The organism is Microbacterium sp. CFH 31415 (assembly GCF_022538185.1).
GTDB lineage: Bacteria > Actinomycetota > Actinomycetes > Actinomycetales > Microbacteriaceae > Microbacterium.
This window is the reverse complement of record NZ_JAKYXC010000002.1, coordinates 17597-42616: the sequence shown is the minus strand read 5'-3', so window position 1 is coordinate 42616 and position 25020 is coordinate 17597. Positions and strand designations below refer to the sequence as shown.

21 protein-coding genes are annotated in these 25020 nt (G+C 70.5%); 6 read left to right on the top strand and 15 right to left on the bottom strand.

From position 1 onward, the window contains the following. Window positions 1-21: 21 nt before the first annotated feature. From MK786_RS01075 to MK786_RS01045, 7 genes are all read right to left on the bottom strand, one after another. Window positions 22-1101: an ATP-binding protein gene (locus MK786_RS01075; protein WP_241110419.1), complete on the bottom strand. Its 1080-nt coding sequence runs from the start codon at window positions 1099-1101 to the stop codon at window positions 22-24. Beyond that, window positions 1098-1466, bottom strand: coding sequence for a YraN family protein (locus MK786_RS01070; protein ID WP_241110418.1), 369 nt, complete (start codon window positions 1464-1466; stop codon window positions 1098-1100). The genes MK786_RS01075 and MK786_RS01070 overlap by 4 nt, the downstream gene beginning before the upstream one ends. Before the next feature lie 101 nt (window positions 1467-1567). Then, a complete protein-coding gene (locus MK786_RS01065; protein WP_191766815.1) occupies window positions 1568-1891 on the bottom strand; it encodes a DUF2469 family protein in 324 nt (107 codons plus the stop codon). 65 nt (window positions 1892-1956) lie between these two features. Continuing rightward, a complete protein-coding gene (locus tag MK786_RS01060) occupies window positions 1957-2616 on the bottom strand; it encodes a ribonuclease HII (RefSeq protein WP_241110417.1) in 660 nt (219 codons plus the stop codon). Continuing rightward, window positions 2613-3395: a signal peptidase I gene (gene lepB, locus MK786_RS01055; protein WP_241110416.1), complete on the bottom strand. Its 783-nt coding sequence runs from the start codon at window positions 3393-3395 to the stop codon at window positions 2613-2615. The genes MK786_RS01060 and lepB overlap by 4 nt, the downstream gene beginning before the upstream one ends. Window positions 3396-3569: 174 nt before the next feature. Then, a complete protein-coding gene (gene rplS / locus MK786_RS01050; RefSeq protein ID WP_109210763.1) occupies window positions 3570-3917 on the bottom strand; it encodes a 50S ribosomal protein L19 in 348 nt (115 codons plus the stop codon). Window positions 3918-4086: 169 nt separating this feature from the next. Next, on the bottom strand, window positions 4087-4578 hold the full coding sequence (locus tag MK786_RS01045) for an MFS transporter permease (RefSeq protein WP_241110415.1): 492 nt from the start codon (window positions 4576-4578) through the stop codon (window positions 4087-4089). A gap of 118 nt (window positions 4579-4696) precedes the next feature. Between MK786_RS01045 and map the strand changes: the two genes are divergently transcribed. Then, a complete protein-coding gene (gene map / locus MK786_RS01040) occupies window positions 4697-5479 on the top strand; it encodes a type I methionyl aminopeptidase (RefSeq protein WP_241110414.1) in 783 nt (260 codons plus the stop codon). 11 nt (window positions 5480-5490) lie between these two features. Here map and treZ read toward each other — a convergent pair whose 3' ends face one another. The 3 genes from treZ to glgX are packed head-to-tail and all read right to left on the bottom strand — an operon-like array spanning window position 5491 to window position 11784. Beyond that, window positions 5491-7224 carry a malto-oligosyltrehalose trehalohydrolase gene (treZ, locus tag MK786_RS01035; protein WP_241110413.1) on the bottom strand — a complete coding sequence of 578 codons (1734 nt, stop codon included), beginning with the start codon at window positions 7222-7224 and terminating at the stop codon, window positions 5491-5493. Then, window positions 7221-9563: a malto-oligosyltrehalose synthase gene (treY, locus tag MK786_RS01030; RefSeq protein WP_241110412.1), complete on the bottom strand. Its 2343-nt coding sequence runs from the start codon at window positions 9561-9563 to the stop codon at window positions 7221-7223. The genes treZ and treY overlap by 4 nt, the downstream gene beginning before the upstream one ends. Before the next feature lie 7 nt (window positions 9564-9570). Next, window positions 9571-11784 (bottom strand): glycogen debranching protein GlgX, encoded by a 2214-nt coding sequence (gene glgX / locus MK786_RS01025; RefSeq protein ID WP_241110411.1) that lies wholly within the window; start codon window positions 11782-11784, stop codon window positions 9571-9573. 332 nt (window positions 11785-12116) lie between these two features. Here glgX and nirB point away from each other — a divergent pair, with 332 nt between their 5' ends. Genes nirB through MK786_RS01005 form a run of 4 tightly spaced genes read left to right on the top strand, consistent with a single transcriptional unit; the run spans window position 12117 to window position 16977 of the window. Then, window positions 12117-14696: a nitrite reductase large subunit NirB gene (gene nirB, locus MK786_RS01020; RefSeq protein WP_241110410.1), complete on the top strand. Its 2580-nt coding sequence runs from the start codon at window positions 12117-12119 to the stop codon at window positions 14694-14696. Next, complete coding sequence (nirD, locus tag MK786_RS01015) at window positions 14693-15076, top strand: nitrite reductase small subunit NirD (protein ID WP_241110409.1); 384 nt, start codon at window positions 14693-14695, stop codon at window positions 15074-15076. Before nirB ends, nirD begins: the two co-directional genes overlap by 4 nt. Next, the gene (gene cobA / locus MK786_RS01010) at window positions 15073-15828 is read left to right on the top strand and encodes a uroporphyrinogen-III C-methyltransferase (protein WP_241110408.1); all 756 of its coding nucleotides are present in this window, start codon (window positions 15073-15075) and stop codon (window positions 15826-15828) included. The genes nirD and cobA overlap by 4 nt, the downstream gene beginning before the upstream one ends. Window positions 15829-15831: 3 nt before the next feature. Further along, window positions 15832-16977 (top strand): uroporphyrinogen-III synthase, encoded by a 1146-nt coding sequence (locus tag MK786_RS01005; RefSeq protein WP_241110407.1) that lies wholly within the window; start codon window positions 15832-15834, stop codon window positions 16975-16977. 19 nt (window positions 16978-16996) lie between these two features. Here the strand turns inward: MK786_RS01005 and trmD are convergent, their stop codons facing one another. After that, window positions 16997-17674: a tRNA (guanosine(37)-N1)-methyltransferase TrmD gene (trmD, locus tag MK786_RS01000; RefSeq protein ID WP_241110406.1), complete on the bottom strand. Its 678-nt coding sequence runs from the start codon at window positions 17672-17674 to the stop codon at window positions 16997-16999. A gap of 165 nt (window positions 17675-17839) precedes the next feature. Between trmD and MK786_RS00995 the strand changes: the two genes are divergently transcribed. Further along, on the top strand, window positions 17840-19261 hold the full coding sequence (locus MK786_RS00995; RefSeq protein ID WP_241110405.1) for an MFS transporter: 1422 nt from the start codon (window positions 17840-17842) through the stop codon (window positions 19259-19261). A gap of 159 nt (window positions 19262-19420) precedes the next feature. Here the strand turns inward: MK786_RS00995 and MK786_RS00990 are convergent, their stop codons facing one another. The 4 genes from MK786_RS00990 to rpsP all read right to left on the bottom strand — a co-directional run bounded on the left by MK786_RS00990 (window position 19421) and on the right by rpsP (window position 24979). After that, complete coding sequence (locus MK786_RS00990) at window positions 19421-23545, bottom strand: bifunctional nitrate reductase/sulfite reductase flavoprotein subunit alpha (protein WP_241110404.1); 4125 nt, start codon at window positions 23543-23545, stop codon at window positions 19421-19423. Window positions 23546-23663: 118 nt separating this feature from the next. Then, entirely contained in the window at window positions 23664-24311 is a 648-nt protein-coding gene (rimM, locus tag MK786_RS00985) for a ribosome maturation factor RimM (RefSeq protein WP_374200393.1), read from the bottom strand. A 1-nt stretch (window position 24312) separates the two neighbouring features. Next, window positions 24313-24543 carry an RNA-binding protein gene (locus tag MK786_RS00980; RefSeq protein WP_055965452.1) on the bottom strand — a complete coding sequence of 77 codons (231 nt, stop codon included), beginning with the start codon at window positions 24541-24543 and terminating at the stop codon, window positions 24313-24315. A gap of 4 nt (window positions 24544-24547) precedes the next feature. Further along, on the bottom strand, window positions 24548-24979 hold the full coding sequence (rpsP, locus tag MK786_RS00975; protein WP_241110403.1) for a 30S ribosomal protein S16: 432 nt from the start codon (window positions 24977-24979) through the stop codon (window positions 24548-24550). Window positions 24980-25020: the final 41 nt, after the last annotated feature.

The following is a 25020-nucleotide window of genomic DNA, read 5'->3' as shown; positions in this document are numbered from 1 at the left end:
AATCGGTTGAGGTGGGTTGGGTTATCCCGGCCTCTGACCGACGGACTCTTGAATGCTGGGAGCGAATCGACTCAGCGCCTCAAGCGAAGGCTTCGACACGACCTCTGGTCGGTGTCGATGGATTGATAGTATCACCTGGGGTTTCTTCGTGCACATTAGGGCGACTATGCGATACTCCGACTCGTCGAGGAACAGGATGCCCTCGGTCGCCCGGGCGATCGCCCCCGGCCGCACGGTGCGGGTTCCGCCGCCGACCAGCGCGGCGACGCTCGCACTGTGGTGCGGCGCTTCGAAGGGCGGCGTGCGCGAGAGCTCCGCGACACGGGCCCCGGACAGGCTGCGGATCGACGCGCTGGTGAGCGCCGCCCGGTCGTCGAGCTCAGGAAGAATCCCCGGCAGCCGCCGCGCGAGCATCGTCTTGCCCGCTCCGGGTGGTCCGCACATGAGCAGATGGTGTCCGCCCGCCGCCGCGACCACCAGCGCGTCGACGGCCTCACGCTGGCCGATGACGTCGGCGAGATCGGGCTGTGCTGTTTCGGGCACCTCGTCGTCGGGCAGTTCGACAGGCTCGTCGTCGGGCACGACCACGTCGGCGCCATGCCACGACGCCACCTGCGCGAGGTTCACGGCGGCGATGACCTCGATCCCCTCGACCAGGCCCGCTTCGTCGCGGTTCGCCCACGGCACGATCACGGCACGATGCCCGGCGCGGGCGGCGGCCAGGACCGCCGGCAGCACGCCGGGGATGGGGCGCAGGCGGCCGTCGAGCCCGAGCTCGCCCAGGTGCACCGTCGAGGCGACGGATGCGGCATCCATCGGCACCTCCGTCGCCAAAGCGGCGACCGCGATCGCCAGATCGAACCCGGATCCCTGCTTCGGCAGGCTCGCCGGCGAGAGGTTCACCGTCAGCCTGCGGCGCGGCAGCGGAATGCCGCTGTTGGCGCACGCGTTGTGCACGCGCTGCACCGCCTCGCCCAGCGCCTTGTCGGGGAGCCCGATGATCTTGAACTCCGGCGTCTGCTGCGACAGGTCCGCCTCGACCTCGACCGGCTCGCCCGCAGCGCCGACGAGCGCGACCGCCCACGTGCGCGCGACGCTCACGGCACCTCGACGTCGACGAGGTGCTCCAGGCGCGCACTTCGCGGATCGGCGCCCGTCAGGCCGATCGCGTCGATGCGCAGCCGACGGCCCTGCACGCTGTCGCGATGCGACGCGGTCCATGCCACCGCCAGACGCCACAGCCGCGCCCGCTTGCGGGCATCGATCGCCTCGAACGGGTGCCCGAACCCCTCGCCCCGGCGGGTCTTGACCTCGACCACGACGATGTCGCCGCCGCGGGCGACGACGAGATCGATCTCGCCTTCGCGGCACCGCCAGTTGCGAGCGAGAACGGTGTAGCCGTGCTCTTCGAAGTAGTGGGCGGCGCGTTCCTCGCCCGCCCGGCCCAGGACGTCTTTGTCTGCCATGAAGGGATCGTCGCGCGCGCGGCGATCCCGTTCACGCCGTGGCGGAGCATCCGTTCACTGCTCTCAGCCGCTCATGGCTGGGGAGGAACCGGCGCGGCCGATCAGGTGTCGAGCGACAGCTCTTCCGGGAGGTGGAAGTCGCGCCGTTGGAGCTCTTCGACGTTGACGTCCTTGAAGGTCAGCACACGGACTGCCTTGACGAAGCGGTCGGCGCGGTAGATGTCCCACACCCAGACGTCGGCCATCGAGATCTCGAAGTAGAAATCGTGCTCGGTGTCGCGGCGCACGACATTGACCTCGTTGGCGAGATAGAAGCGCCGCTCGGTCTCGATCACATACTGGAACTGCGAGACGACGTCGCGGTACTCGCGGTAAAGGGCGAGTTCCAGCTCACGGTCGTAGTCCTCGAAGACTTCGTCATCCATGGTGAGTCCATCCTATGGGCGCGAGCGGACGTCGCGACGCGCGTCCGCCACCGGCGGACACCCGATCAGAACAGGGTCGGGGCGTCGGCGATCGACCACGACGCCCGGTGGTGCGCGCTGATGCCGTGCTCGCGGATCGCCTCGCGGTGATCAGGGCTCGCGTAGCCCTTGTTGCGCGCCCAGTTGTAGGCGGGGAGCTGATCGTGCAGCTGCGTCATCAGCGCGTCGCGGGCGACTTTGGCGATGACGGATGCCGCGGCCGCGGACGCGCAGTCCCGGTCGGCCTTGATGACCGGGGTCACCCGCAGGCCGGTCGCGCCAGCCGCGGTGATGTAGTCGTAGTTGCCGTCGAGGATCACGATGGCGTCCTCGGCGACGACCCCGTGCGCGCGCAGGTCCGCCAGGGCGCGGATCGACGCGAGGCCGAGGGCGCGCATGATGCCGATCTCGTCGATCTCGGCGGAGCTCGCCCACCCGACGGCACTCGCGGACACCCAGGACGCGGCGCGGGCGGCCACATCGGCGCGCCGCGGTTCGGGAACGAGCTTGGAGTCCCGCAGGCCCTGGGGGATGCGCTTGCGCGACCGGGGGGCGTCGATCACGGCCGCGCCGACGGCGACGGGCCCGGCGAGAGCGCCGCGGCCGACCTCGTCGCAGGCGATGACGAGCGCGTGCTCACGCAGGAGTCGACGCTCGAGCGTGAGGCGCGGCTCGGCGACCGTCATGGCGCGGGCTCCTCCTCGGAGGGCGCGGGCACACCGGCGAAGTCGTCGTGATGGAAGTCGAGCGTCCCGAAGCGGTCGAGCGGCCACGTCACCAGGAACGCGCGCCCCACGACGTTCTCGAGGGGAACGAACCCGTCGCCGGGCTGGTCCTGGTTGTAGCGCGAGTCCTTCGACTGGTACCGGTTGTCGCCGAGCACCCACAGGCTGTCGGCCGGAACGGTGATGTCGAAGGGGTCGCCGGAAGCCGCAGACTCACCCGTCGGCACGACGATGTAGTCGGTCTCGTCGATGGGCACGCCGTTGACGGTGATCTGGCCCAGCGCGTTGCAGCACACGACGTGATCGCCCGGCATGCCGATGATGCGCTTGACGAGGTGGTCGTCGCTGTCGGGCGCCGAGAGCCCGACGAGGGCCAGGACCCAGTCGATCGCCTCGACGACGGGCGGGCGGGCGGGGTCGGTGCTCGGCGGAAGCCAGCCGCCCGGGTCCTGGAACACGACGATGTCGCCGCGTCCGTATCCGCCGAAACGAGGCGTGATCTCGTCGACCAGGATGCGGTCGTCGACGTGCAGCGTCTCCTTCATCGATCCCGAGGGGATGTAGAACGAGCGCACCAGGAAGGTCTTGACGAGGAACGAGACCAGCACCGCGATCAGGATGATCACGATGACATCGCGCAGGAACGTCAGCCAGCCGCGCCGACGACGGTGGATGGCGGCGTCCCCTCCCGACCCGGAAGCGGGGGCCGGTTCGGCCTCAGCCGTCTTCTCGGTGGTCATGCACGTTCCTTCACCCGGCACGCCGTCGATCGGAGGGCCTTCCTCAAGGTTCCCACATTCCGCGGGGCACGACATGCCGGGGTCCACGCTTCGGGGGACGTTTCCAGCCAGGAACGGTGCCTGGGAAGACGACGAAGCCCCGGACCGCAGGTCCGGGGCTTCGTGACGGAGAACTCAGTTCTCGCGCTTCTCCTTGATCTTGGCCTTCTTGCCACGGAGGTTGCGCAGGTAGTAGAGCTTCGCGCGGCGGACGTCACCGCGGGTGACGACCTCGATGTGGTCGATCACCGGGCTGTGGACGGGGAACGTGCGCTCGACACCGACCTGGAAGCTGATCTTGCGGACCGTGAAGGTCTCGCGGACTCCATCGCCCGAGCGGCCGATGACGACGCCCTGGAAGACCTGGATGCGCGAGCGGTTGCCCTCGGTGATGTTGACGTGCACCTTGACGGTGTCGCCGGGAGCGAAGGCGGGGATGTCGGAGCGGAGCGAGGCCGCGTCGACGGCGTCGAGGATCTGCATGATCGTTTCTCTCTGCGGCCGCCACAGGTCGACCGCGGGAAGTGTTGGAAAGGATGTCGTGTGCCCGATGCCACCGGCTGAGAGCCGAATGGCGGATTCCCCTGAGGCAGAACCTGGTCAGGGCACAAACAGCCATTCTGCCATGGATGCGACGCCCCGCCAAAACGGGTCAGGGCGCCGGCGGCCGCTGCTTCTCGGTGACGATGATGATGTCCTGGACGGATGCCTCGGCGCGCTCCTCCGCCGGCGGGATGTACGCCATGCCCTCCGACGTGCGCAGGACCACCCGAGAAGGCTTCGCCTCACTCCACAGCTGCCACAGCGAGAGCCAGAACAGCGCGACTCCGACCAGGACCGTGAGGATCATCAGCGGCGTCCACCACGCCTGGTTGTAGAAGCCGAGCGAGATGACCATCAGGTGCCACACGGTGAGGCCGAGCAAGTCCCACCACGACACCGCCCGGTGGGCGCGGACCGTGCCTCGCGCGCGCACGAGCAGGGAGATGAGCAGCTGCCACAGGAAGACGCCGGGAATCGCGAAGATCATCCAGAGGAAAGCCCAGCCGCCGGCTCCGGCGATGAGCCAGCCGACGAACAGCCACAGGGGCAGGACGAAGGCGGCGGGGATGAGCCAGCCGAAGAAACCGCGTCGCAGCCACATGCTGTGAATGGTACGCCGGTCGAGCGCGGCGCGGCACGCGGTCATCGAGCTGCGGAGCATCCTCCCAGCCCCGTGCGTCCGCGTCAGACAGAATGGATGCGAACGAAAGGGAACACCGATGATCGAGCTGCGCACACCCGCCGAGATCGAGGCGATGAGGCCGGCAGGGCGATTCGTCGCCGAGACGCTGGCGACGCTGCGCGACGAGACGAAGGTCGGCACGAACCTGCTCGCGATCGATCGCCGCGCGCACGAGATGATCCGGCGCGCGGGGGCCGAGTCGTGCTACATCGACTACCACCCGTCGTTCGGCGCGAGCCCGTTCGGCAAGGTGATCTGCACGTCGGTGAACGATGCCGTCCTGCACGGTCTCCCCTTCGACTACGTGCTCCGCGACGGCGACCTGGTGTCGCTCGATTTCGCGGTGTCCGTCGACGGCTGGGTCGCCGACTCGGCGGTGTCGTTCGTGGTGGGCACTCCGCGTGATGAGGACCTCGCCCTGATCGACACGACCGAGCGGGCATTGGATGCCGCGATCCGGGCCGCGACGGTCGACCACCGCATCGGCGACATCTCGGCGGCGATCGCGGCCGTCGCCCACGCCGACGGCTACTCGATCAACACCGACTTCGGAGGCCACGGCGTCGGACGCATCATGCACGGCGACCCCCACGTGCCCAACGACGGCAAGCCGGGCCGTGGCTATCCGCTGCGCGCGGGTCTGGTCGTCGCGCTCGAGCCCTGGTTCCTCCAGACGACCGATCGGCTGGTGACCGACCCCGACGGATGGACGCTCCGCTCGGTCGACGGCTCCCGCGGGGCGCACTCCGAGCACACCATCGCGATCACCGAGGACGGGCCGATCGTGCTCACCGACCGGTCCTGGCTCGGCGTGGCCTGACCGCTGCGCGCTCAGTCCCCAGGAGGCACGAGCACCGCGGCCGATCGTGCCGGCAGGCGCAGGAGCCCGCCGGTCGCCGTTGTCATGCCGTCGGTGGCGAGCGCGATGCGAGCCGACACGTCGATCGGAAGGACGACCTCCGCCGGACCGAAGTTCACGACGATCTCCGATGACGCGCGCCGCAGCCGGAACCAGCGCCGCTCCTCGTCGGCGTCCGCGCTCAGCGAGCGGAAGTCGGGGTCGGTGAAGTCGGCGACCCTCCGGCGCAGCGCGATGAGCTCTCGGTACAGCGCCAGCAGGCGGGCGTGGGGCGCAGCATCCCGTTCCTCCCATCGAAGGATGGAGCGCTCGAACGTCGCCGGATCCTGCGGGTCGGGCACGGCGGACTCGTCCCAGCCCATCCGGGCGAACTCGGCCTTTCGGCCGCGGGCCGTAGCCTCGCCCAGCTCCTTCTCGGGATGCGACGTGAAGTACTGCCACGGCGTCGACGCGGCCCACTCCTCCCCCATGAAGAGCATCGGCGTGAACGGCGCGAGCACCGTGAGCACCGCGGCGATCGCGAGGCCGCCCGGGTCGAGGGACTGCGAGAGGCGGTCCCCGGCGGCGCGATTGCCGATCTGATCGTGGTCCTGCGCGAACGTCACGAGGCGCCAGGTCGGAAGCCGCGGGTCGATCGGTTCGCCGTGCGGGCGGCCGCGGAACGACGAGAAGGTCCCATCGTGGAAGAACCCCTGCGTCGACGCCTTGACGAGCGCCGACAGGGGCGCGAAGTCGGCGTAGTATCCGGTCGTCTCCCCCGTGAGCGCGACGTGGAGAGCATGGTGGTAGTCGTCGCTCCACTGGGCGGTGAGCCCGAAGCCGCCCGCCTCACGGGCGGTGACGAGGCGGGCGTCGTTCAGATCGCTCTCGGCTATCAGCGTCAACGGCCGGCCCACGTGCGCGCTCAGCGCGTCGACGGACTCGGCCAGCTCCTGCAGGATGTGCGTAGCTGAGCGGTCGTGGAGCGCGTGGACGGCGTCGAGGCGCAGCCCGTCCACGCGGAAGTCGCGCAGCCACATGAGGGCGTTCTCGACGAGATAGCGCCGCACCTCGGCCTCGTCGAGGTCGACCGACGAGCCCCAGGCGGTCGCCTCGGCGTCACGGAGGTACGGGCCGAACTCGGGCAGGTAGTTGCCGCTCGGTCCGAGATGGTTGTAGACGACGTCCTGGATCACGCCGAGACCTGCGCGATGGCACGCGTCGACGAAGCGCTGGTATGCGGACGGTCCGCCGTAGGGCTCGTGCACCGCGTACCAGAGCACCCCGTCGTAGCCCCAGTTGTGCACGCCGTTGAACGCGTTGACCGGAAGCAGCTCGACGAAGTCCACGCCGAGGTCGACGAGGTGACCGAGGCGCCGGGCGGCGGCATCCAGCGTCCCCTCCTTCGTGAAGGTGCCTACGTGCAGCTCGTAGACGACCCCTCCGGCCAGCTGCCGTCCCCTCCAGCCGGTGTCCTGCCACGGGTGGCGAGAGGGATCGAATGCCGCACTCAGCTCGTGGACGCCGCGCGGCTGCCATCGCGAGCGTGGATCGGGCCGGGCGGATGGGGAGTCGCCCAGGACGAAGCCGTACTCCTCGCCGTGGTCGAGGGTCAGCGGCGCGTGCCACCATCCGTCGTCTCCGCGCCGCATCCCCACGTCGGAGCCCCGCGCGGGCACGCGGAGTGCGACGCGGTCCGCGCGCGGCGCCCACACCGAAGTGGTCATGACGAGCCCGCCGTGAGCAGCGCCACCGGGTACACGGCGAGGAGCTCCGCCACCGGGACCGCCCCGCCCCGGTAGGTGCGGCCGGTGAAGACGTCGGTCGTGGGGCCGGCGTGGCGCAGCAGCACGGTGTCGTGCCACGGGGACCCGGATGCCGCGCCCCGGCGCGCGAGCGCGACGGGAAGGCGCGTCGCGACCGCGAGGGCGCCGCCGCGATCGACCGCGACGACGTGGTCCGCGGCGGATCCGACGACGGTCGCAGGCGTGTACCGGGTGAACAGGTCGGGTCGGTCCCGACGCAGGCGCAGGGTGCGAGAGGTCACGAGCAGCTTCGCGGCGCCGGACCGGTCCACCAGCGGCTGGAGGCCGGCGTCGAGGTCGGCGAGCAGTCGCCGGCGCTCGGCGAAGTCGACCGGCCGCCGGTTGTCGGGATCGACGAGGCTCTGCTCCCACAGCTCACTCCCCTGGTACACGTCGGGCACGCCTGGGCCGGCGAGCTGGAGCAGCTTCGCCGACAGCGCATTCGACCACCCGGCCGACTCGATCTCGGCGACGAAGGACTCCACGCGCGCCGCGACGTCGGCGTCGTCGAAGACCGCGTCGATCACAGCGCGCACGTGCGACTCGAACGAATCATCGGGGGCGAGCCACGACGTCGCCTCCCCCGCCTCTCGTGCGGCCTTCTCCGCGTACGCGCGCAGTCGCTCGCGCGACGCGGGCCACGCGCCGACGACGCCCTGCCAGAGCAGGGCGTCGAGGGGACCGTGCCCGGTGGACGCGGCATCCCGCAGCTCTTCGAGCACCTCAGCCCAGCGCGCCGGGATCTCCGCGAGCACAGCCAGCCGGGCCCGCACATCCTCGCCGCGCTTGGTGTCGTGGGTCGACAGCGTCGTCATGCTGCTCGGCCACGATGCGTGGCGGCGCGCCTGCGCGGCATGAAAAGCGTCGACAGACAGTGCGAACTGCGACGGGTCGGCGCCGACCTCCGTCAACGTGCCCAGGCGCGTCGACCGGTAGAACGCGGTGTCCTCGACGCCCTTCGCCATCACCATGCCGCTCGTCTGCGAGAACCGCTGGGCGGCGGGATGCCGCGGATCGGCGAGCAGGGGCAGGAGGCGGTCGAGCACGCCGGCGAGCTCGGGGCGTGCGGCCCGAGCGGCGCGGTGCGCGTGGTCGAGGTGCTCGCGCCCGGCCGGCAGGTACGAGCGGTATACCGGGAACCACGCCAGCAGCTCGGCGAGGGCGTCCTCCGTCGATGGGTCGTCGGTGCTTCCGAGGTCGCGAGCGAGCCGCCTGACCTCGGAGTGCAGGATGCCGTCGGCCACCGCACGCTTGGTTCCCGCGATGAGCTGTGGCCAGGGCTCTGCGGCGGGCAGGCCCGTCGCGCTGCGCAGCGCCGCGTCGAGGGCGTCGAGGCGCTCCTCACCCGAGGGGTCGACGAGCACCCGGTCGATCTCAGCGAGCGCGTCGTACCCCGTCGTCCCGTCCGCGGCGAAGAACTGCGGCAGCGCCTCGCCCCGCTCGAGGATCTTCTCGGCGACGATGTAAGCGCTCTCCGTGACGCGGTCCAGCCGCTCGAGGTAGCCGACCGGGTCGCGCAGACCGTCGGGATGGTCCACCCTCAGCCCGTCGACGAGCCCCTCGCTGAACCAGCGGGCGACCTCCACGTGGGTGCGGTCGAACACCTCGGCGTCCTCCACACGGACGGCGGCGAGGCTCGAGACGGCGAAGAAACGCCGGTAGTTCAGGTCGTCCGCCTCCCGGCGCCAGTCCATCAGCTCGTAGTGCTGGCGCGAGAGGACCGTCGTGACGTCGTCGCCGTCGGCCCAGGATCCGGGCGCCAGGGGGAAGCGGTGCTCGTGATAACGCAGTTCCCCGGCCTCGGCCCGCAGAGCACCGGACGCAGCGGCATCCGTCGTCGTCTCCCCGAGCACGGGAAGACGCACCTTCCCGCCCCCGAAGTCCCAGTCGATGTCGAACGTGCTCGCCCACACGGACTCCCGGCCGTGCGTGAGCACGTCCCACCACCACGCGTTCTCTGCCGGCCGGGCGACGCCGACGTGGTTCGGCACGATGTCGACGAGAACGCCCAGACCCGCGGCGCGGAAGGCGCCGCTCGCCCGGGCGAGTCCGTCCGCACCGCCGCGTGCGGGATCGACCGTCGTCGGATCCACCACGTCGTAGCCGTGGTCGGACCCCTCCGACGAGGTCAAGATGGGCGAGAGGTAGACCCAGCCGACCCCGAGATCGGCGAGGTAGCCGGCCAGCGCCGCCGCGTCGTCGAGGGTGAACGACGGCCTGACCTGCAGTCGGTACGTCGAGACCGGCACCTTCGCGGGCACGTCCGGCTCACCCGCCCAGCTCGGCCCGCGGCGCCGCGCCCGGCACCTCATCCGGTCCGGCGACAGATGTGACGGCGAGGGATGCCGCGACCGTATGACCGATCGCCGGCTCGGGCACCTCGTGCTCGCGCAGCACCATGAGCGACCGGCCTTGCACCGGCAGTCCGGCGCCCGGCTCGAGGGGCTCGGTGTCGGCGTGCTCGCCGGCCGTGTCGACCACGACGTCCCACTTGGGGCTGAACTCCACGTCGGGCACGACGAAGTCCACGACGTCCTCGCCCGCGTTGAACAGCACCATGAAGTGATGGTCCGAGATGGGCTCACCCCGACGGTCGCGCTCGCGGATCCCGTCGCCGTTCAGGAAAACCCCGACGGCGCGACCGAAGCCGGAACCCCAGTCCTCGGGCTGCATCTGCGTGCCGTCGGGTCGGAGCCACACGATGTCGGGGATCGGCGCGCCCTCTTCGCGCCGCACCGGCCGCCCGTTGAAGAACCGGCGCCGGCGGAACGTCGGGTGCTCGCGCCTCAGCCGCGCGAGAGCAGCCGTGAACTCGACGAGGGGCTGGTCGACGGCGGACCAGTCCACCCAGGTGATCTCGTTGTCCTGCGCGTAGCCGTTGTTGTTGCCGCGCTGGGTACGGCCGAGCTCGTCGCCGTGGAGCAGCATGGGCACCCCCTGCGACAGCATCAGCGTCGCGATGAAGTTGCGCTGCTGGCGAGCGCGGAGCGTAAGCACCGCGGGATCGTCCGTCGGGCCCTCCACTCCCCCGTTCCACGAGCGGTTGTCGTCGGCGCCGTCGCGGTTGTCCTCGCCGTTGGCGTCGTTGTGCTTGTCGTTGTACGAGACCAGATCGCGAAGCGTGAACCCGTCGTGGGCGGTGACGAAGTTGATGGATGCCACGGGCCGGCGGCCGGAGTGCTCGTAGAGGTCGGCCGACCCGGTGAGCCGTGAGGCGAACTCGCCGAGCGTCGCCGGCTCACCGCGCCAGAAGTCACGCACCGTGTCGCGGTACTTGCCGTTCCACTCCGTCCACTGCGGCGGGAAGTTCCCGACCTGGTAGCCGCCCGGCCCGACATCCCACGGCTCGGCGATGAGCTTCACCTGCGACACCACCGGATCCTGCTGCACGAGCTCGAAGAACGTCGCCAGCCGGTCGACCTCGTAGAACTCGCGCGCGAGCGTCGAGGCGAGGTCGAACCGGAACCCGTCGACATGCATCTCGAGCACCCAGTACCGCAGCGAGTCCATGATGAGCTGCAGGGTGTGCGGGTTGCCGACGTTCAGGCTGTTGCCGGTGCCGGTGTAGTCGGTGTAGTAGCGCTTGTCGTCGTCTTCGAGCCGGTAGTAGGCCTCGTTGTCGATCCCGCGCATGGAGAGGGTGGGTCCCAGGTGGTTGCCTTCGGCGGTGTGGTTGTATACGACGTCGAGGATCACCTCGATCCCCGCGGCGTGCAGGGCTTTCACCATCCCCTTGAACTCCTGGACCTGCTGACCGCGCTGACCGCTGGAGGCGTACGTGTTCTGCGGGGCGAAGAATGCAATGGTGTTGTAGCCCCAGTAGTTGGACAGGCCGTTCTCCTCGAGCACCGAGTCGTTGACGAACTGGTGGACGGGCATGAGCTCGATCGCCGTCACGCCCAGCTTCTGCAGGTGCTCGATGACCGCGGGATGGGCGATGGCGCTGTACGTGCCGCGGATCTCTTCGGGCACGGCGGGATGCAGCTCGGTGAGTCCGCGCACGTGCGCCTCGTACACGAACGACTCCGAGTACGGCGTCTTCGGCTGGCGGTCGCCGCTCCAGTCGAAGTACGGGTTCACGACCACGCCCATCATCTGGTGCGACGCCGAGTCCTCGTCGTTGCGCGAGTCGGGGTCGTCGAAGTCGTAGCCGAACACCGGCTGCCCCCAGGTGACCTGTCCTTCGACGGCTTTGGCGTAGGGGTCGAGCACCAGCTTGTGGGGATTGAACCGCTTGCCCGAGGCGGGGTCGTGCGGGCCGTGCACGCGATAGCCGTAGCGCTGCCCCGGCTGGACCGCGGGAAGGTAGCCGTGGTGGACGAACGCGTCGACGTCGCGCAGCTCGATGCGCGTCTCGGTGCCGTCGTCGTCGAACAGGCAGAGTTCGACGCGCTCGGCACCCTCGCTGAACAGAGCGAAGTTGGTGCCATTGCCGTCGAACGTCGCTCCGAGCGGGTAGGCGGAGCCTGGCCAGGTGTGCATTGGACCTCCATGTCGGCGGGTCTTCACGATATCGACCGCCGCCTCCGGAAGTCCGGCCTGGCGTGGACGGGCGCGGTGAGGTAAGCCGGCGCGGTTCTCACTTCCGGCGCGACGGCGGTGTGAGGGAAACGTTCGCCGGAGGTAACCGGCGCCCGTCGCACGGCGAAACACTGCGCTCCTAGCGTGGCGGGCACCGACAGCCGTTCCGTCGAGCAGGAGACGCCATGACCGAGGAAGCCCCCCGCACCGCACCGGAAGACGGGCGCCCCACCGTCAAGAGCCGGAAACACGACGCTGACTCGCCTGCAACATCGCACGCGTACCGTGACGGAATGAGCTCCACCGAATCGGCCGTCACGCACGTCATCGTGGTCGGCGCCGGCATGGTGGCGCACCGGTTCGTCGAGAGCCTGCTCAGCCGCGCCGACGAGTCGTGGCGCATCACGCTGTTCGGCGAAGAGGGACGGCACCCCTACGACCGCGTCGGTCTCACCGGCTTCTTCGGCGGCGCGACTCCCGACGACCTGACCCTCGATCGCGCCGTGCTCGACGAGGAGCGAGTGCGCTTCGTGGGCGGGGATCCGGTCGCGCGGATCGACCGCACGGCACGACGGGTGACCACCAGGAGCGGCCTCAGCGTCGCCTATGACCGGCTCGTCCTCGCAACCGGCTCGTACGCCGCGCGTCTGGCCGTCGACGGCTTCGGACTCGAAGGATGCTTCGTCTACCGCACGCTCGACGACGTCGAGCGCCTGCGCGCATTCGTCGGGAAGCGCTCGGCGGAACTCGGACGCCCCCTCAGCGGGACGGTGATCGGCGGCGGTCTGCTCGGCCTGGAGGCGGCCGGGGCGCTGCAGGGGGTGGATGTGGCGTGCACGGTCGTGCAGTCCTCGGACAGGCTCATGTCTGCGCAGCTCGATCTCCCCGCCGGGGACGCCCTCCGCCGCATCATCGAGTCGCGCGGCATCCGCGTCCTGACCGGCACGAGCACCACGCGGCTCGACCCCGACCGCACCGGGCAGGTGACCGGACTCGAGTTCCGTGACGGCAGCTACGAGCGCACCGACGTCGTCGTCTTCACCGTCGGTGTCCGTCCTCGCGACGAGCTCGCACGGGGCGCCGACCTGGCCGTGCATCCGCGCGGCGGCGTGCTCATCGACGCCGGCTGCGAGACCTCCGATCCGCGCATCCTCGCGATCGGCGAGGTCGCCAACTTCGACGGCGCCTGCGTGGGGCTGGTGGCCCCCGGCTATGCGATGGCCGAGGTCGCCGCCACCCGCCTGCTCGGCGGCGACGCATCCTTCCCCGGCTACGATCTGTCGACCAAGCTCAAGCTCTCCGGTGTGGATGTCGCCAGCTTCGGCGACGCGTTCGCCGAGACTCCCGGCGCGCTCGACGTCGTCTATGCCGACCCCGTCGCCGGCGTCTACAAGAAGCTGGTGCTCTCGGACGACGCCAAGACGCTCCTCGGCGGCATCCTCGTCGGCGACGCGTCGGCGTACGGCTCGCTGCGGCCCCTGGTCGGCGGAGCTCTCGGCGGCGACCCGGCGGCCTACCTCCTGCCCGAGAACGGCGTCGCCGCCCCGACCGGCGACCTCCCCGACGCCGCACTCGTCTGCTCGTGCAACAGCGTCACCGCCGGCGCCATCCGCCACGCCGTGCACGAGGACGGCTGCACCGATGTCGCCGCGATCAAGGCGTGCACCAAGGCCGGGGCCGCGTGCGGGTCGTGCGTGACGATGGTCAAGAAGATCGTCGGCGCCGAGCTCGCGAAGACCGGCGCGTCCCTGAGCAACGCCCTGTGCGAGCACTTCGACATGTCGCGCCGGCAGCTCTTCGACGCGGTGCGCGTGTCGGGCCTGCGCACCTTCAGCGCCGTGATCGATCGTTTCGGCGCGGGCCGCGGCTGCGACATCTGCAAGCCCGCGCTCGCGAGCATCCTGTCCACCCTCGTCGGCGCGCACGTGCTCGACGGGGAGAACGCGACCCTTCAGGACACCAACGACCACGTGATGGCCAACCTCCAGAAGGACGGCAGCTACTCTGTCGTCCCGCGCATCCCCGGCGGCGAGATCACACCGGAGGGCCTCGTCGTCATCGGCGAGGTGGCGCGCGATTTCGGCCTGTACACCAAGATCACAGGCGGTCAGCGCATCGACATGTTCGGCGCACGGCTCGAGCAGCTGCCCGAGATCTGGAGGCGTCTCGTCGACGCCGGCTTCGAGTCGGGCCACGCGTACGGCAAGTCGCTGCGCACCGTGAAGTCATGCGTGGGATCGACCTGGTGCCGGTACGGCGTGCAGGACTCGGTCGGCATGGCCGTGCAGCTCGAGCTGCGCTACCGCGGCCTGCGCTCGCCGCACAAGCTCAAGCTCGGCGTCTCTGGCTGCGCGCGTGAGTGCGCCGAGGCGCGAGGAAAGGACGTCGGCGTCATCGCGACCGAAGCCGGCTGGAACATGTACGTGGGCGGCAACGGAGGATTCACTCCTCGGCACGCTGTGCTGCTCGCCGAGGGGCTGAGCGATGCCGAGCTGCTCACGGCGATCGACCGGTTCCTGATGTACTACATCTTCACGGCCGATCGGCTGCAGCGCACGGCTCCGTGGTTCGAGGAGCTCGAGGGCGGGATCGACGGGCTGCGCGCCGTCATCTTCGACGACAGTCTGGGCATCTGCGCCGACCTCGACGCGGCCATGGCGGTCCACGTCGGCGCGTACGAGGACGAGTGGAAGGCCACGCTCGACGACCCCGCGAAGCTGCGCCGGTTCGCGTCGTTCATCAATGCCCCGACGACCCCCGACCCGTCGCTCGCCTACACCGCCGAGCGCGGTCAGGGCAGGCCGGCCACCCCGGCCGAGCGCGAGCGCGGTGGCGTCCTCATCGCCGGAACGATCCTGGAGGTGCGCCGATGACGCTCGTCGACCCGCAGCCCACCGCGACCGCGGTCCCCGAGGGATGGGTGCGCGTGTGCGCGCGCGCCGATCTGGAGGTCGAGCGCGGGCGCGCCGCCCTCCTCGGCGGCACGCAGATCGCGCTCTTCCTGCTGCACAACGGGCGGGTGCACGCCGTGTCGAACTTCGACCCGTACAGCCGCGCGAACGTGATCTCGCGCGGCATCGTCGGAACCCGGCAGGATGCCCCGACCGTCGCCTCTCCGATGTACAAGCAGGTGTTCGACCTGCGCACCGGCGCCTGCCTCGACACACAGGGGAAGGAACCCGCTTCCCTGCACGTCTGGCCGGCTGCCGTGAGCGACGGGGACGTGCTCGTGCGATGGGAGGCGCAGAAGTGACCGGCCGCGTGGATCTGGTGGGCGGCGGCCCGGGGCCGATCGACCTCATGACCGTCCGTGCCTGGCGCCTGATCGTGCAGGCCGACGTCGTCGTCATGGATCGCCTCGGCCCGACCGAGATCCGTGCGCACCTGCGCTCGGACGCCGAGCTCATCGACGTCGGCAAGCTCCCCGGGCACCACCCGGTGCCGCAGCACGAGATCAACGAGATGCTCGTCGACCGCGCCCGTGCCGGGAAGCGCGTCGTACGGCTCAAGGGGGGCGATCCGTTCGTCTTCGGCCGCGGCGGGGAGGAAGTGCTCGCCTGCGTCGCCGCCGGCGTGCCCGTCGACGTCGTGCCGGGGGTGACGAGCGCGGTCGCCGTGCCCGAGGCCGCCGGCATCCCGGTCACGCACCGCGGAGTCGCGTCGGCGGTGCACATCGTCAACGGGCAGTCGGAGATCACCGCCGCGACCGTCGCCGCCCTCGGCGACGACGACGTCACCACCGTGATCCTCATGGGCGTGGGGGCGCTTCCCCGCCTCGTCGCCGACGCCCTGCGAGCCGGCGTGCCGCGCACGCGACCGGTCGCGATCGTCGAGCGCGGTCACCACCCCGACCAGCGCACCACGCACAGCACGCTCGGCGAGATCGTGGTCGACGCCGGTCGCATCGGCGTGCGCAACCCCGCGGTCATCGTGGTGGGCGAGGTCGCCCGCGCCGGCATGCTCGTGCCGCAGCTGATCGCCGCGCGCTCCGGAGCGGGCGGCTGACCAGTGGCGCTGCCTCGCCCCGCTCTCTCCGCCGCCCTCGACGGCTGCACCATCGTGATCGCCGTCGATCGACGCTCGCTCGAGCTCGCAGCCGCGCTGGAGCGTCACGGTGCAACGGTCCGCCACGCTCCCGCGCTGACGATCGTGCCCCACATCGACGACGACGCGCTGATCGCCGCGACCCGCGAGCTCGTCGCGCACCCGCCCGAGATCGTGGTCGCCAGCACGGGCGTCGGCTTCCGCGGCTGGATGGAGGCCGCCGACGAGGCGGGGATGCTCGACGAGCTCCATGCCGCCCTCGCCGGTGCGCAGATCGTCGCCCGCGGCCCCAAGGCCCGCGGCGCCATCCAGCAGGCAGGGCTCACGGCCGACTGGGTCGCCGAGTCCGAGACGTCCGCCGAGCTGGGCGAGTACCTCCTCGCCGAGGGCGTCACCGGCCGCCGCATCGCGGTGCAGCACCACGGCTCGGGGGCCGACGGGCTCGACGAGCTCTTCGAGCAGGCGGGCGCGGACGTCGTGAGCCTCACCGTCTACCGGTGGGGTCCGCCACCGGATGCCGCGGCGGTGAGTCGTTCGGTGGTGGCCACCGCCCAGGGTGAGGTCGACGCCGTCCTGTTCACGTCCGCTCCCGGAGCCGCCGAGTGGCTGGCCGCGGCCGCGCGCGAAGGCGTACTCGACGACATCGCCGATCTCGCCGGCAGCGGGCGTGTGCTGATGGCTGCGGTCGGACCGATCACCGCCGCGCCACTCGTCGACGTCGGGATCACGCCCCTCATCGCCGAGCGCGGCCGGCTGGGCTCGCTCGTGCGGGCGGTCGTCACGCACTTCGGCGGCGGTCACGTGACGTCTCTCGCCACCACCGCCGGACGCCTCGAGCTGCGCAGCACGGGCGCCGTGCTGGCCGGCGTGCACGTGCCGCTGTCGCGGACGGGGACCGATATCCTCGCCTCGCTCTTCGATGCCGGCGGCGGCGTCGTATCGCGTCAGCGACTGCAGAGCGCTCTGCCCCGCTCGGGCGCGAACACCCACGCCGTCGAGATGGCGGTCGCCCGGGTGCGCGAGGCCCTGGGTGTGCCCGATCTCATCAAGACCGTCGTCAAGCGCGGCTACCGGCTCAACGTCCTCGACCCGGCCGAGGCATCGGCCTGAGCCCGGCACGCGTCTCGCGTCAGGCGAGCAGGTCGGGCCGGTTCGCCCGCGTGCGCTCGAGGCTCTGGTCGCGCCGCCACGCGGCGATCGCACCGTGGTTGCCGCTGAGCAGCACCGGCGGGACCTCGTGGCCGCGCCAGACGGCGGGCTTGGTGTAGCTCGGGTACTCAAGCAGCCCATCCTGGTGCGACTCCTCGACGAGGCTGTCCGGATTGCCGACGACTCCCGGGATCAGCCGCGAGACCGCCTCCACCACGGCCATCGCCGCTACTTCACCGCCGTTGAGCACGTAATCGCCCAGGCTCACGAGGCGCACGCGCCCGCGCTCGGCGTAGTGATCGACGACGCGCTGGTCGATCCCCTCGTACCGGCCGCACGCGAACACGAGGTGCTTCTCCTCCGCGAGTTCGCGGGCCATCGCCTGCGAGAACAGCTCACCGGCCGGAGACGGCACGAGCAGGACGGCGTCGTCGGAGAGCAGCGTGTCGAGGGCCTCGCCCCAGGGCTCGGGCTTCATGACCATGCCGGCACCCCCGCCGTAGGGGGTGTCGTCCACCGTGCGGTGGCGGTCGTGGGTCCAGTCCCGCAGATCGTGGACATGCATGTCCAGGATGCCGCGATCCCGGGCCTTGCCGATGAGTGAGACGTCGAGCACGTCGAAGAACGCCGGGAAGATCGTGACGATGTCGACGCGCATGGTGTCGAGTCTAGGCATCCGCTCATGTTTCCGACGTGTGACCGGACCCTAACCGCACCCCTCCGGGCGCGGTGACGGAACCTTGACGGAGAAGTAACCGCAGCGGTCGCAGGACGGAAACACCCGCTTCCTACGGTGAGAGCACACTTCACCTGAGGAGGCGTCATGACCACGACCGTCACCCCGTCGACGACGGAGGTCTCAGCTTCGCACCCGGCTCTCGCGCCGGTCTCGCTCACCCACCGCCCCGGCCGCTGGATCGACGGCTGGAACCCCGAGGACTCGGGCTTCTGGCAGTCGAGCGGCCGGGCGATCGCCCGTCGCAACCTGGGCTGGTCGATCTTCGCCGAGTTCCTCGGCTTCATCATCTGGCAGCTGTGGTCGATCGTCGTCGTCATGCTGCCCGCGGCCGGGTTCGACCTGTCGAGCTCGCAGCTGTTCTGGCTCATCTCGCTCCCGAGCCTCGTGGGGGCGACGCTCCGCTTCCCCTACACGTTCATGGTGGGCGTCTTCGGCGGCCGCAACTGGACCATCGTCTCGGCTGCGCTCCTCCTGCTCCCCGCCGTGCTGCTGGGCTTCGTCGTGTCGCAGCCCGACACCCCATTCGGCGTCCTGCTGCTCGTCGCCGCGCTCGGCGGCGTGGGCGGCGGCAACTTCGCGAGCTCGATGGCGAACATCACCTACTTCTTCCCCCAGAAGGAGAAGGGCTGGGCGCTGGGCCTCAACGCCGCGGGCGGCAACCTCGGCACCTCGGTCGCCCAGTTCGCCGTGCCGATCGCGGTCACCATCGGCGCCGGAGCCACGCTCAACATCGCGCTCGCCGGATGGATGTGGATCCCGCTGATCCTCGTCGCGATCTGGGGCGCGTGGCGCTACATGGACAACCTGTCGTCGGCGAAGGCGGACTTCGCCGCCTCCGCCGCCGCGCTTCGGGAACCGCACCTGTGGCTCATGGCACTGCTCTACATCGGCACGTTCGGCTCGTTCATCGGCTTCGCCAGCGTCTTCCCCAAGCTCATCGCCGATCAGTTCCCCGGGTTCTCGACGTTCCAGGTCGGGCAGGCTGCGGTGTCGCTGGCGTTCCTCGGCGCCCTCGTCGGATCGCTGGCCCGGCCGTACGGCGGCCGGCTCGCCGACCGCTTCGGAGGTGCGCGCGTCACCGTCGGCGCGTTCGCGGTCATGGCACTGGGTGCGCTCTCGCTGATCTGGACGCTCCCCCTGCAGAGCTTCTGGGTCTTCCTCGCCTGCTTCCTGCTGCTCTTCGCCGCCACCGGCATGGGCAACGGCTCGACCTATCGAATGATCCCGAACATCTTCACGGCGCGGGGCATTGCCACCGGAGCGCTGCCCGGCACGCCCGGGGGCGAGCAGGTGCAACGCAAGGCCGCCGCCGCCCTCGGGCTGATCTCGGCCATCGGCGCCTACGGCGGCTTCCTGGTGCCGCAGGTGCTCAACGCGTCGCAGCTCGCCACCGGCGGCTACTCAGCCGCCTTCTACGGCTTCGTCGCCGCCTACGTCGCGCTCATGGTCGTCACCGTGCTCGTGTACGTCATCCCCCGCCGCGCGCTCGCCGGACAGCGCATCTGACGGATCCCGGAACGGCGGGCCGCTCCTTCGGGGGCGGCCCGCCTGGTGGTGTGCGACGAATCGGGGGGCTTCGTCAGGCGACACGCCCCATGGCCTGCGCGCCGGTGCCGCCGCGCGGCGTGTCTCCTGGCACGGGCACACGAGAGACGTCAGGCGATCTCAGTAGACGTCGCGGACGTAGCGCCGCTGGGCCACGAGCCCCTTGCGGTAGTCGACGGCGGCGTCCTCCGACAGGCCGCCGTGCCGGCGAGCGATCGTGACGAGCGTGTCGTCGACGTCCTTGGCCATACGGCTCGCGTCGCCGCACACGTACAGGTGCGCACCGTTCTCCAGCCATCGCCAGAGCTCCAGTCCGTGCTCGACCATGCGATCCTGCACGTAGATCTTCTGCCGCTGGTCGCGCGAGAAGGCGAGGTCGAGGCGGGTGAGGAACCCGTCGGTCCGCATCGACTCGAGCTCCTCCCGGTAGTAGAAGTCGGTCGCCGCGTGCTGCTCGCCGAAGAACAGCCAGTTGCGCCCGGTGTGCCCGTCGGCGCGGCGGTCGTGCAGGAATCCGCGGAACGGTGCGATCCCGGTGCCGGGACCGATCATGATCATCGGAGCATCCGCGGCCGCCGGCGGGCGGAAGTGCGGCGACTTCTGCAGATAGACGGGCACCGGCGCCGCGTCGGCCTGATCGGCGAGGAAGGTCGACGCGACCCCGCCGCGCCGCCTCCCGGTCTCGGTCTCGAACCGCACGACCGAGACGGTGAGCTGCACTTCACCGGGAGAGGTCTTGGGGCTCGACGAGATCGAGTACTGCCGCGGCTGCAGACGCTTGAGCAGAGGCATCCACTCCCCCGCTTCAGCCGCCACCGGGAACGCGCGGAGCAGATCGACGGCGTGCATGCTCCACAGGTACTGCTCGAGTCGTCCCTTGTTCTCGCGCCGCAGGAGCGTCGCCAGCACGGGGTCGGGGTTGCGCTCGGCGACGAATGCGAGCAGGTCCGCGCCGATGCGCGTGATGTCGAGGTCGGTGAGGGCGTCTTCGAGGAACCGTTCGCGGCCCTCCACCTCGACGACCGCGTGCCGCGACAGACCGGTGACCTCGAGCCACTCGGCCACCATCCCCGGAGCGTTCGCGCACACGACGCCGAGCGAGTCGCCCGCCTCGTACGTCACGCCCGCGCGCGCCAGGTCGAAGCCCAGCTGCCGCACCTCCTTGGCCGACCCTTGGCCGCTGAGCAGCCGGTTCGTCACCAGCGGCGCGAGCACCGGGTTTCCACGAGTGAACAGACGTCGCGCCGGCGGCGGGGCGGTGTCGACTGCAGTGACGGATGCCGCTTCCCCGGCCGTGAGCGTGCGGATGACCTCCTCGAGCCACACGGCGGCAGGCTCGGCGTAGTCGGGCTCGCAGTCCACGCGCGGGAGCAGCGCGGTCGCGCCGAGCGCCCCGAGACGCGTGTCGATGCCGCGGCCGTGGCCGCAGAAGTCGTCGTAGCTCGAGTCGCCGATCGCGAAGACGGCGTAGTCGAGCTCGGGCAGACCGGGCACCGCGTCGCCGTTGAGGTCCGCCCAGAGGTCGGCCCCGTTGTCGGGCGGTCCGCCGTCACCGAAGGTCGAGGTCACGACGAGGAGCTTCCGCACCGCTGCCAGATCGGTGAGGGTCATGTCGACCATGCTGACCGCCCGAGCCGGGATGCCGCGGGCCGTGAGCGTCGCCGCGCACGTCGAGGCGACCTCTTCGGCGTTCCCGGTCTGCGACCCCCACAGCACCGTCACCTCGTCGGTGCCCGTCGCCGGCGAGAGGGGACGTCCGAGCGGCGTTCGCGAGTACAGCCCGGCGAGGACGCCGTCGAACCACGCGCGCGACTCCTCACGCAGCGGCGCGCCCGGAGGAAGCGCGGGCACGACCCCCGGCGCCACCGGCGCCGCCTCCAGCGCCGCCAGGAACCCCGAGACGTACTGCCCCTCGACGTCGCTCAGCGCAGGGGCGGCCCCGCACCGGGCCCCGGTCCCGGCGAGCACCGCCCGCGCGGCGCCGGGCTGCGGCATCCCGTTCCCGCTCGCTTCGGCGGCGACCGGATCGGACGACGGACCCACGCGGCGCAGCGCGACCGCAGCGAATTTGAACTCGGGCTGGAGCGATGCCGCGTCCACCGCGTCGCTCGTCACCGCGTTGACGGCGAGGTGCTCGCCGTGCTCGTCGTTCCAGTGGAACGGCGTGAAGCAGCATCCCGGCCTCACCCGATCGGTGACGACCGCCGGCAGCACCGCGCGCCCCCGGCGCGACGCGACCTCGACCTGATCGCCGTCGGAGATGCTCAGGCGCTCAGCGTCGAGCGGATGCACCTCGACGAACGGCTTCGGGTTGAGCCGCACGAGCTTGTCGACCCTGCCGGTCTTCGTCATGGTGTGCCACTGGTGCTGCAGCCTGCCGGTGTTGAGGATCCATGGATAGTCGTCGTCGGGCAGCTCGCTCGGCCCCAGATGCGGTCGCGCGAAGAACTGCGCGCGGCGGCTCGGCGTCGCGAACGCCAGTCGGGGCGTGGTGCCATCCGCCTCGCGATGCGAGGCGTGGCTCACGCCGTCGTTGAGGTAACGGATCGGATGCCTGCCCTCGGCGTCGCCCGGAGGCGCGGGCCACTGCACCGGTCCGTGCCGGAGGCGGTCGTAGTCGACGCCCCGGATGTCCCACCCGGTCTGCGGGTTCCAGAACCGGCGGATCTCGTCGAACACCTCGGCGCTGCTCTCGAAGTCGAAGCCCTCCTCGAAGCCCATGGCACGGGCGACCCGGCAGATCAAGAGCCAGTCGGGCTGCGCGTCGCCGGGGGCGTCCGCAGCGCGCTGCATGAGGGTCATCGTGCGGTCGCTGCTGACCATGACCCCCTCCGACTCCACCCACAGGGTCGCCGGAAGCAGGATGTCGGCGTACGCGTTCGTGGCGGTCTCGGTGAAGACGTCCTGCACGATGACCAGCTCCGCGGCTTCGAGCCCTTCGATCACCGTCGATCGGTTGGCCACCGAGGCGACCGGATTCGTGCAGATGATCCAGGCCGCCTTGATGTGGCCGGCGGCCATCGACCGGAACATGTCGATGGTCCCGCTGCCCGCCTCGTCGCGGATCGTCCCGGACGGAAGTCCCCAGACGTCCTCGACGAAAGCGCGATCATCCGGGTTGAAGACGGCGCGCTGACCCGGCAATCCGGGCCCCATGTAGCCCATCTCCCGTCCGCCCATCGCGTTGGGCTGCCCGGTGAGCGAGAAGGGACCACTTCCGGGGCGGCAGATCGCGCCGGTGGCGAGGTGCAGGTTGCAGATCGCGTTGGTGTGCCACGTCCCCTGCGTGGACTGGTTGAGTCCCATCGTCCACAGCGTCATCCACTCGCCCGCCTCGGCGATCCAGCGGGCGGCGGTGCGGATGTCGGCCTCGGCGAGCCCGGTCACCTCGGCGACGCGCTCCGGCGCGTACTCGGCGAGGAACTCCGGCATCCCCTCCCAGCCCTCGGTGTGCGCGGCGATGAACTCGCGGTCGATCGCCCCCTCTGCGACGAGCAGGTGCAGCAGGCCGTTGAGGAGGGACAGGTCCGTGCCGGGAGCGATCGGGAGGTAGAGATCGGCGCGATCGGCGGTCGCCGTGCGGCGCGGGTCGACCACGATGAGCTTCGCCCCCTGCTTGAGCCGATCGGCCATGCGCAGGAAGAGGATCGGGTGGCAGTCGGCCATGTTGGACCCGATGACGAAGAACAGATCGGCCCGGTCGAGATCCTCGTACGATCCGGGCGGACCGTCGGCTCCGAGGGACTGCTTGTAGCCGGTCCCTGCCGAAGCCATGCACAGCCGCGAGTTCGACTCGATGTGCACACCCCGCAGGTAGCCCTTGACGAGCTTGTTCGAGAGGTACTGCGCTTCGATCGACATCTGACCCGAGACGTAGACGGCCACGGCGTCCGGCCCGTGCTCATCGACGATCGCCTGCAGTCGCCGGCCTGCCTCGGCGATGGCGGTGTCGAGCGGCGTCGGAACGATCTCCTCGCCGCGCGCGGGGCGCAGATACGCCGACGACATGCGCCCGGGCGCGTGCATCAGCTCGACGTGCGTCGCCCCTTTGGTGCACAGCCGCCCGGCGTTCGCCGGGTGCGCCCTGTCTCCGGTGACCTTCGACACGACGAAGCCGGATCCTGCCGCAGCGGGCTCGGAGGTGACGCTGATCCCGCATCCGACACCGCAGTACGAGCACACCGCGCGCAGCCCGGCCGGCGGCGCGCTCTGGCGCGGGCCCGCCGGGAGTGCGATCGTGCTCATCACCCGATGATCGCGGAGGCATGTTCCGCCGGGCGGCACGGGGTGTTACGCCCGGATCACATCACGCTCACGGCGGGACGGGAAGAACAGTGAGCGGATGCCGCACCCTGCGGCGCGGTCAGTCCTCGGTGTCCTGCGTGCTGGCGCTGTGGTCCGGCGTGTCGTCGCCCGGAAGCTCTTCGAAGAGGCCTGCGGGAGGGGTGACCACGAGACGGCCGCCGGCGACGTCGACCTCGGGGACGATCGCCTTGACGAACGGCACGAGCACCTCGTCGTCGCCGGGCGTGCGGACGATCAGGAGATCCTGCGCCGGCATGTGGTCGACACGGATGACGCGTCCGACGGTCGCCCCGTCGCGGACGACGTCCAGGCCGACGAGCTGGTGGTCGAACCACGCGTCGTCCTCGGCGGACGGAGTCTCGGTGTCCTGGTCGATCCACAGGATCGCGCGAATGAGGCCTTCCGCCGCATCGCGGTCGTCGACGCCTTCGAAGAACGCCACCGGGTGGCTGTTCATCCAGCGGAACTCGCGGACCGTGAGCGGCTTGCCGTGCCACGGAGAGGACACGGGGACTTGAAGAGTGAACGTGGCCCCGGGCACGAACCGGCCCTCGGGGTCGTCGGTGTAGAGCTCGAGCTTGATCGCGCCCTTGAGTCCGTGGGCTTTGACCAGGCGTCCGACGCGCAGCTGCGTCTTGCCGGACGGTGCCGGTGCGGGGCTCTTCGACGCGGAGTCGGGGTTCGCGCCGGCGGTGTCGTCTGCCACCTCAGTCGTCCGCGACGTCGACGCGGACGCGCCTGCCGTCGGCGAGTGCGCTGATGAGAGTGCGCAGGGCTTTGGCCGTGCGGCCGCCGCGCCCGATCACGCGACCCCGATCGTCGGGGTGGACGTGCACCTCGAGCACGTCACCGCGAGGCGACGTGGACGAGTCGATGCGCACGGCGTCGGGGTGATCGACGATCCCCTTGACGACGTGCTCGAGCGCGGCGGCGAGCAACGGATTACTCGGCGGACTCGGCGGCCCCGTCGGCCGCGTCGGTCGCCTCGTCGGCGGGAGCCTCGGCGGGCTCCTCGGCCTTCTTCTCGGCCTTGGGCTTGATGACCGACTTCTTCGAGGAGTCGACCTCGAAGTCGGCCTTGGCCTCACGGGTCTTCACCGTCGAGACGGCGTCCTTGTCGCCCTTGAACTGACCCCAGTCGCCGGTCAGCTTGAGGAGCGCGAGGACCTGCTCGGTCGGCTGCGCGCCGACCGACAGCCAGTACTGCGCACGCTCGGAGTCGACCTCGATGAACGAGGGCTCCTCGGTGGGGTGGTACTTGCCGATCTCCTCGATGACACGACCATCGCGCTTGGTGCGCGAGTCGGCCACGACGATGCGATAGTACGGCGCACGGATCTTGCCGAGGCGCTTGAGACGGATCTTGACAGCCACGATTCTCCTGAATGTGTGGAAAGTGATTGAACCGATCGCCT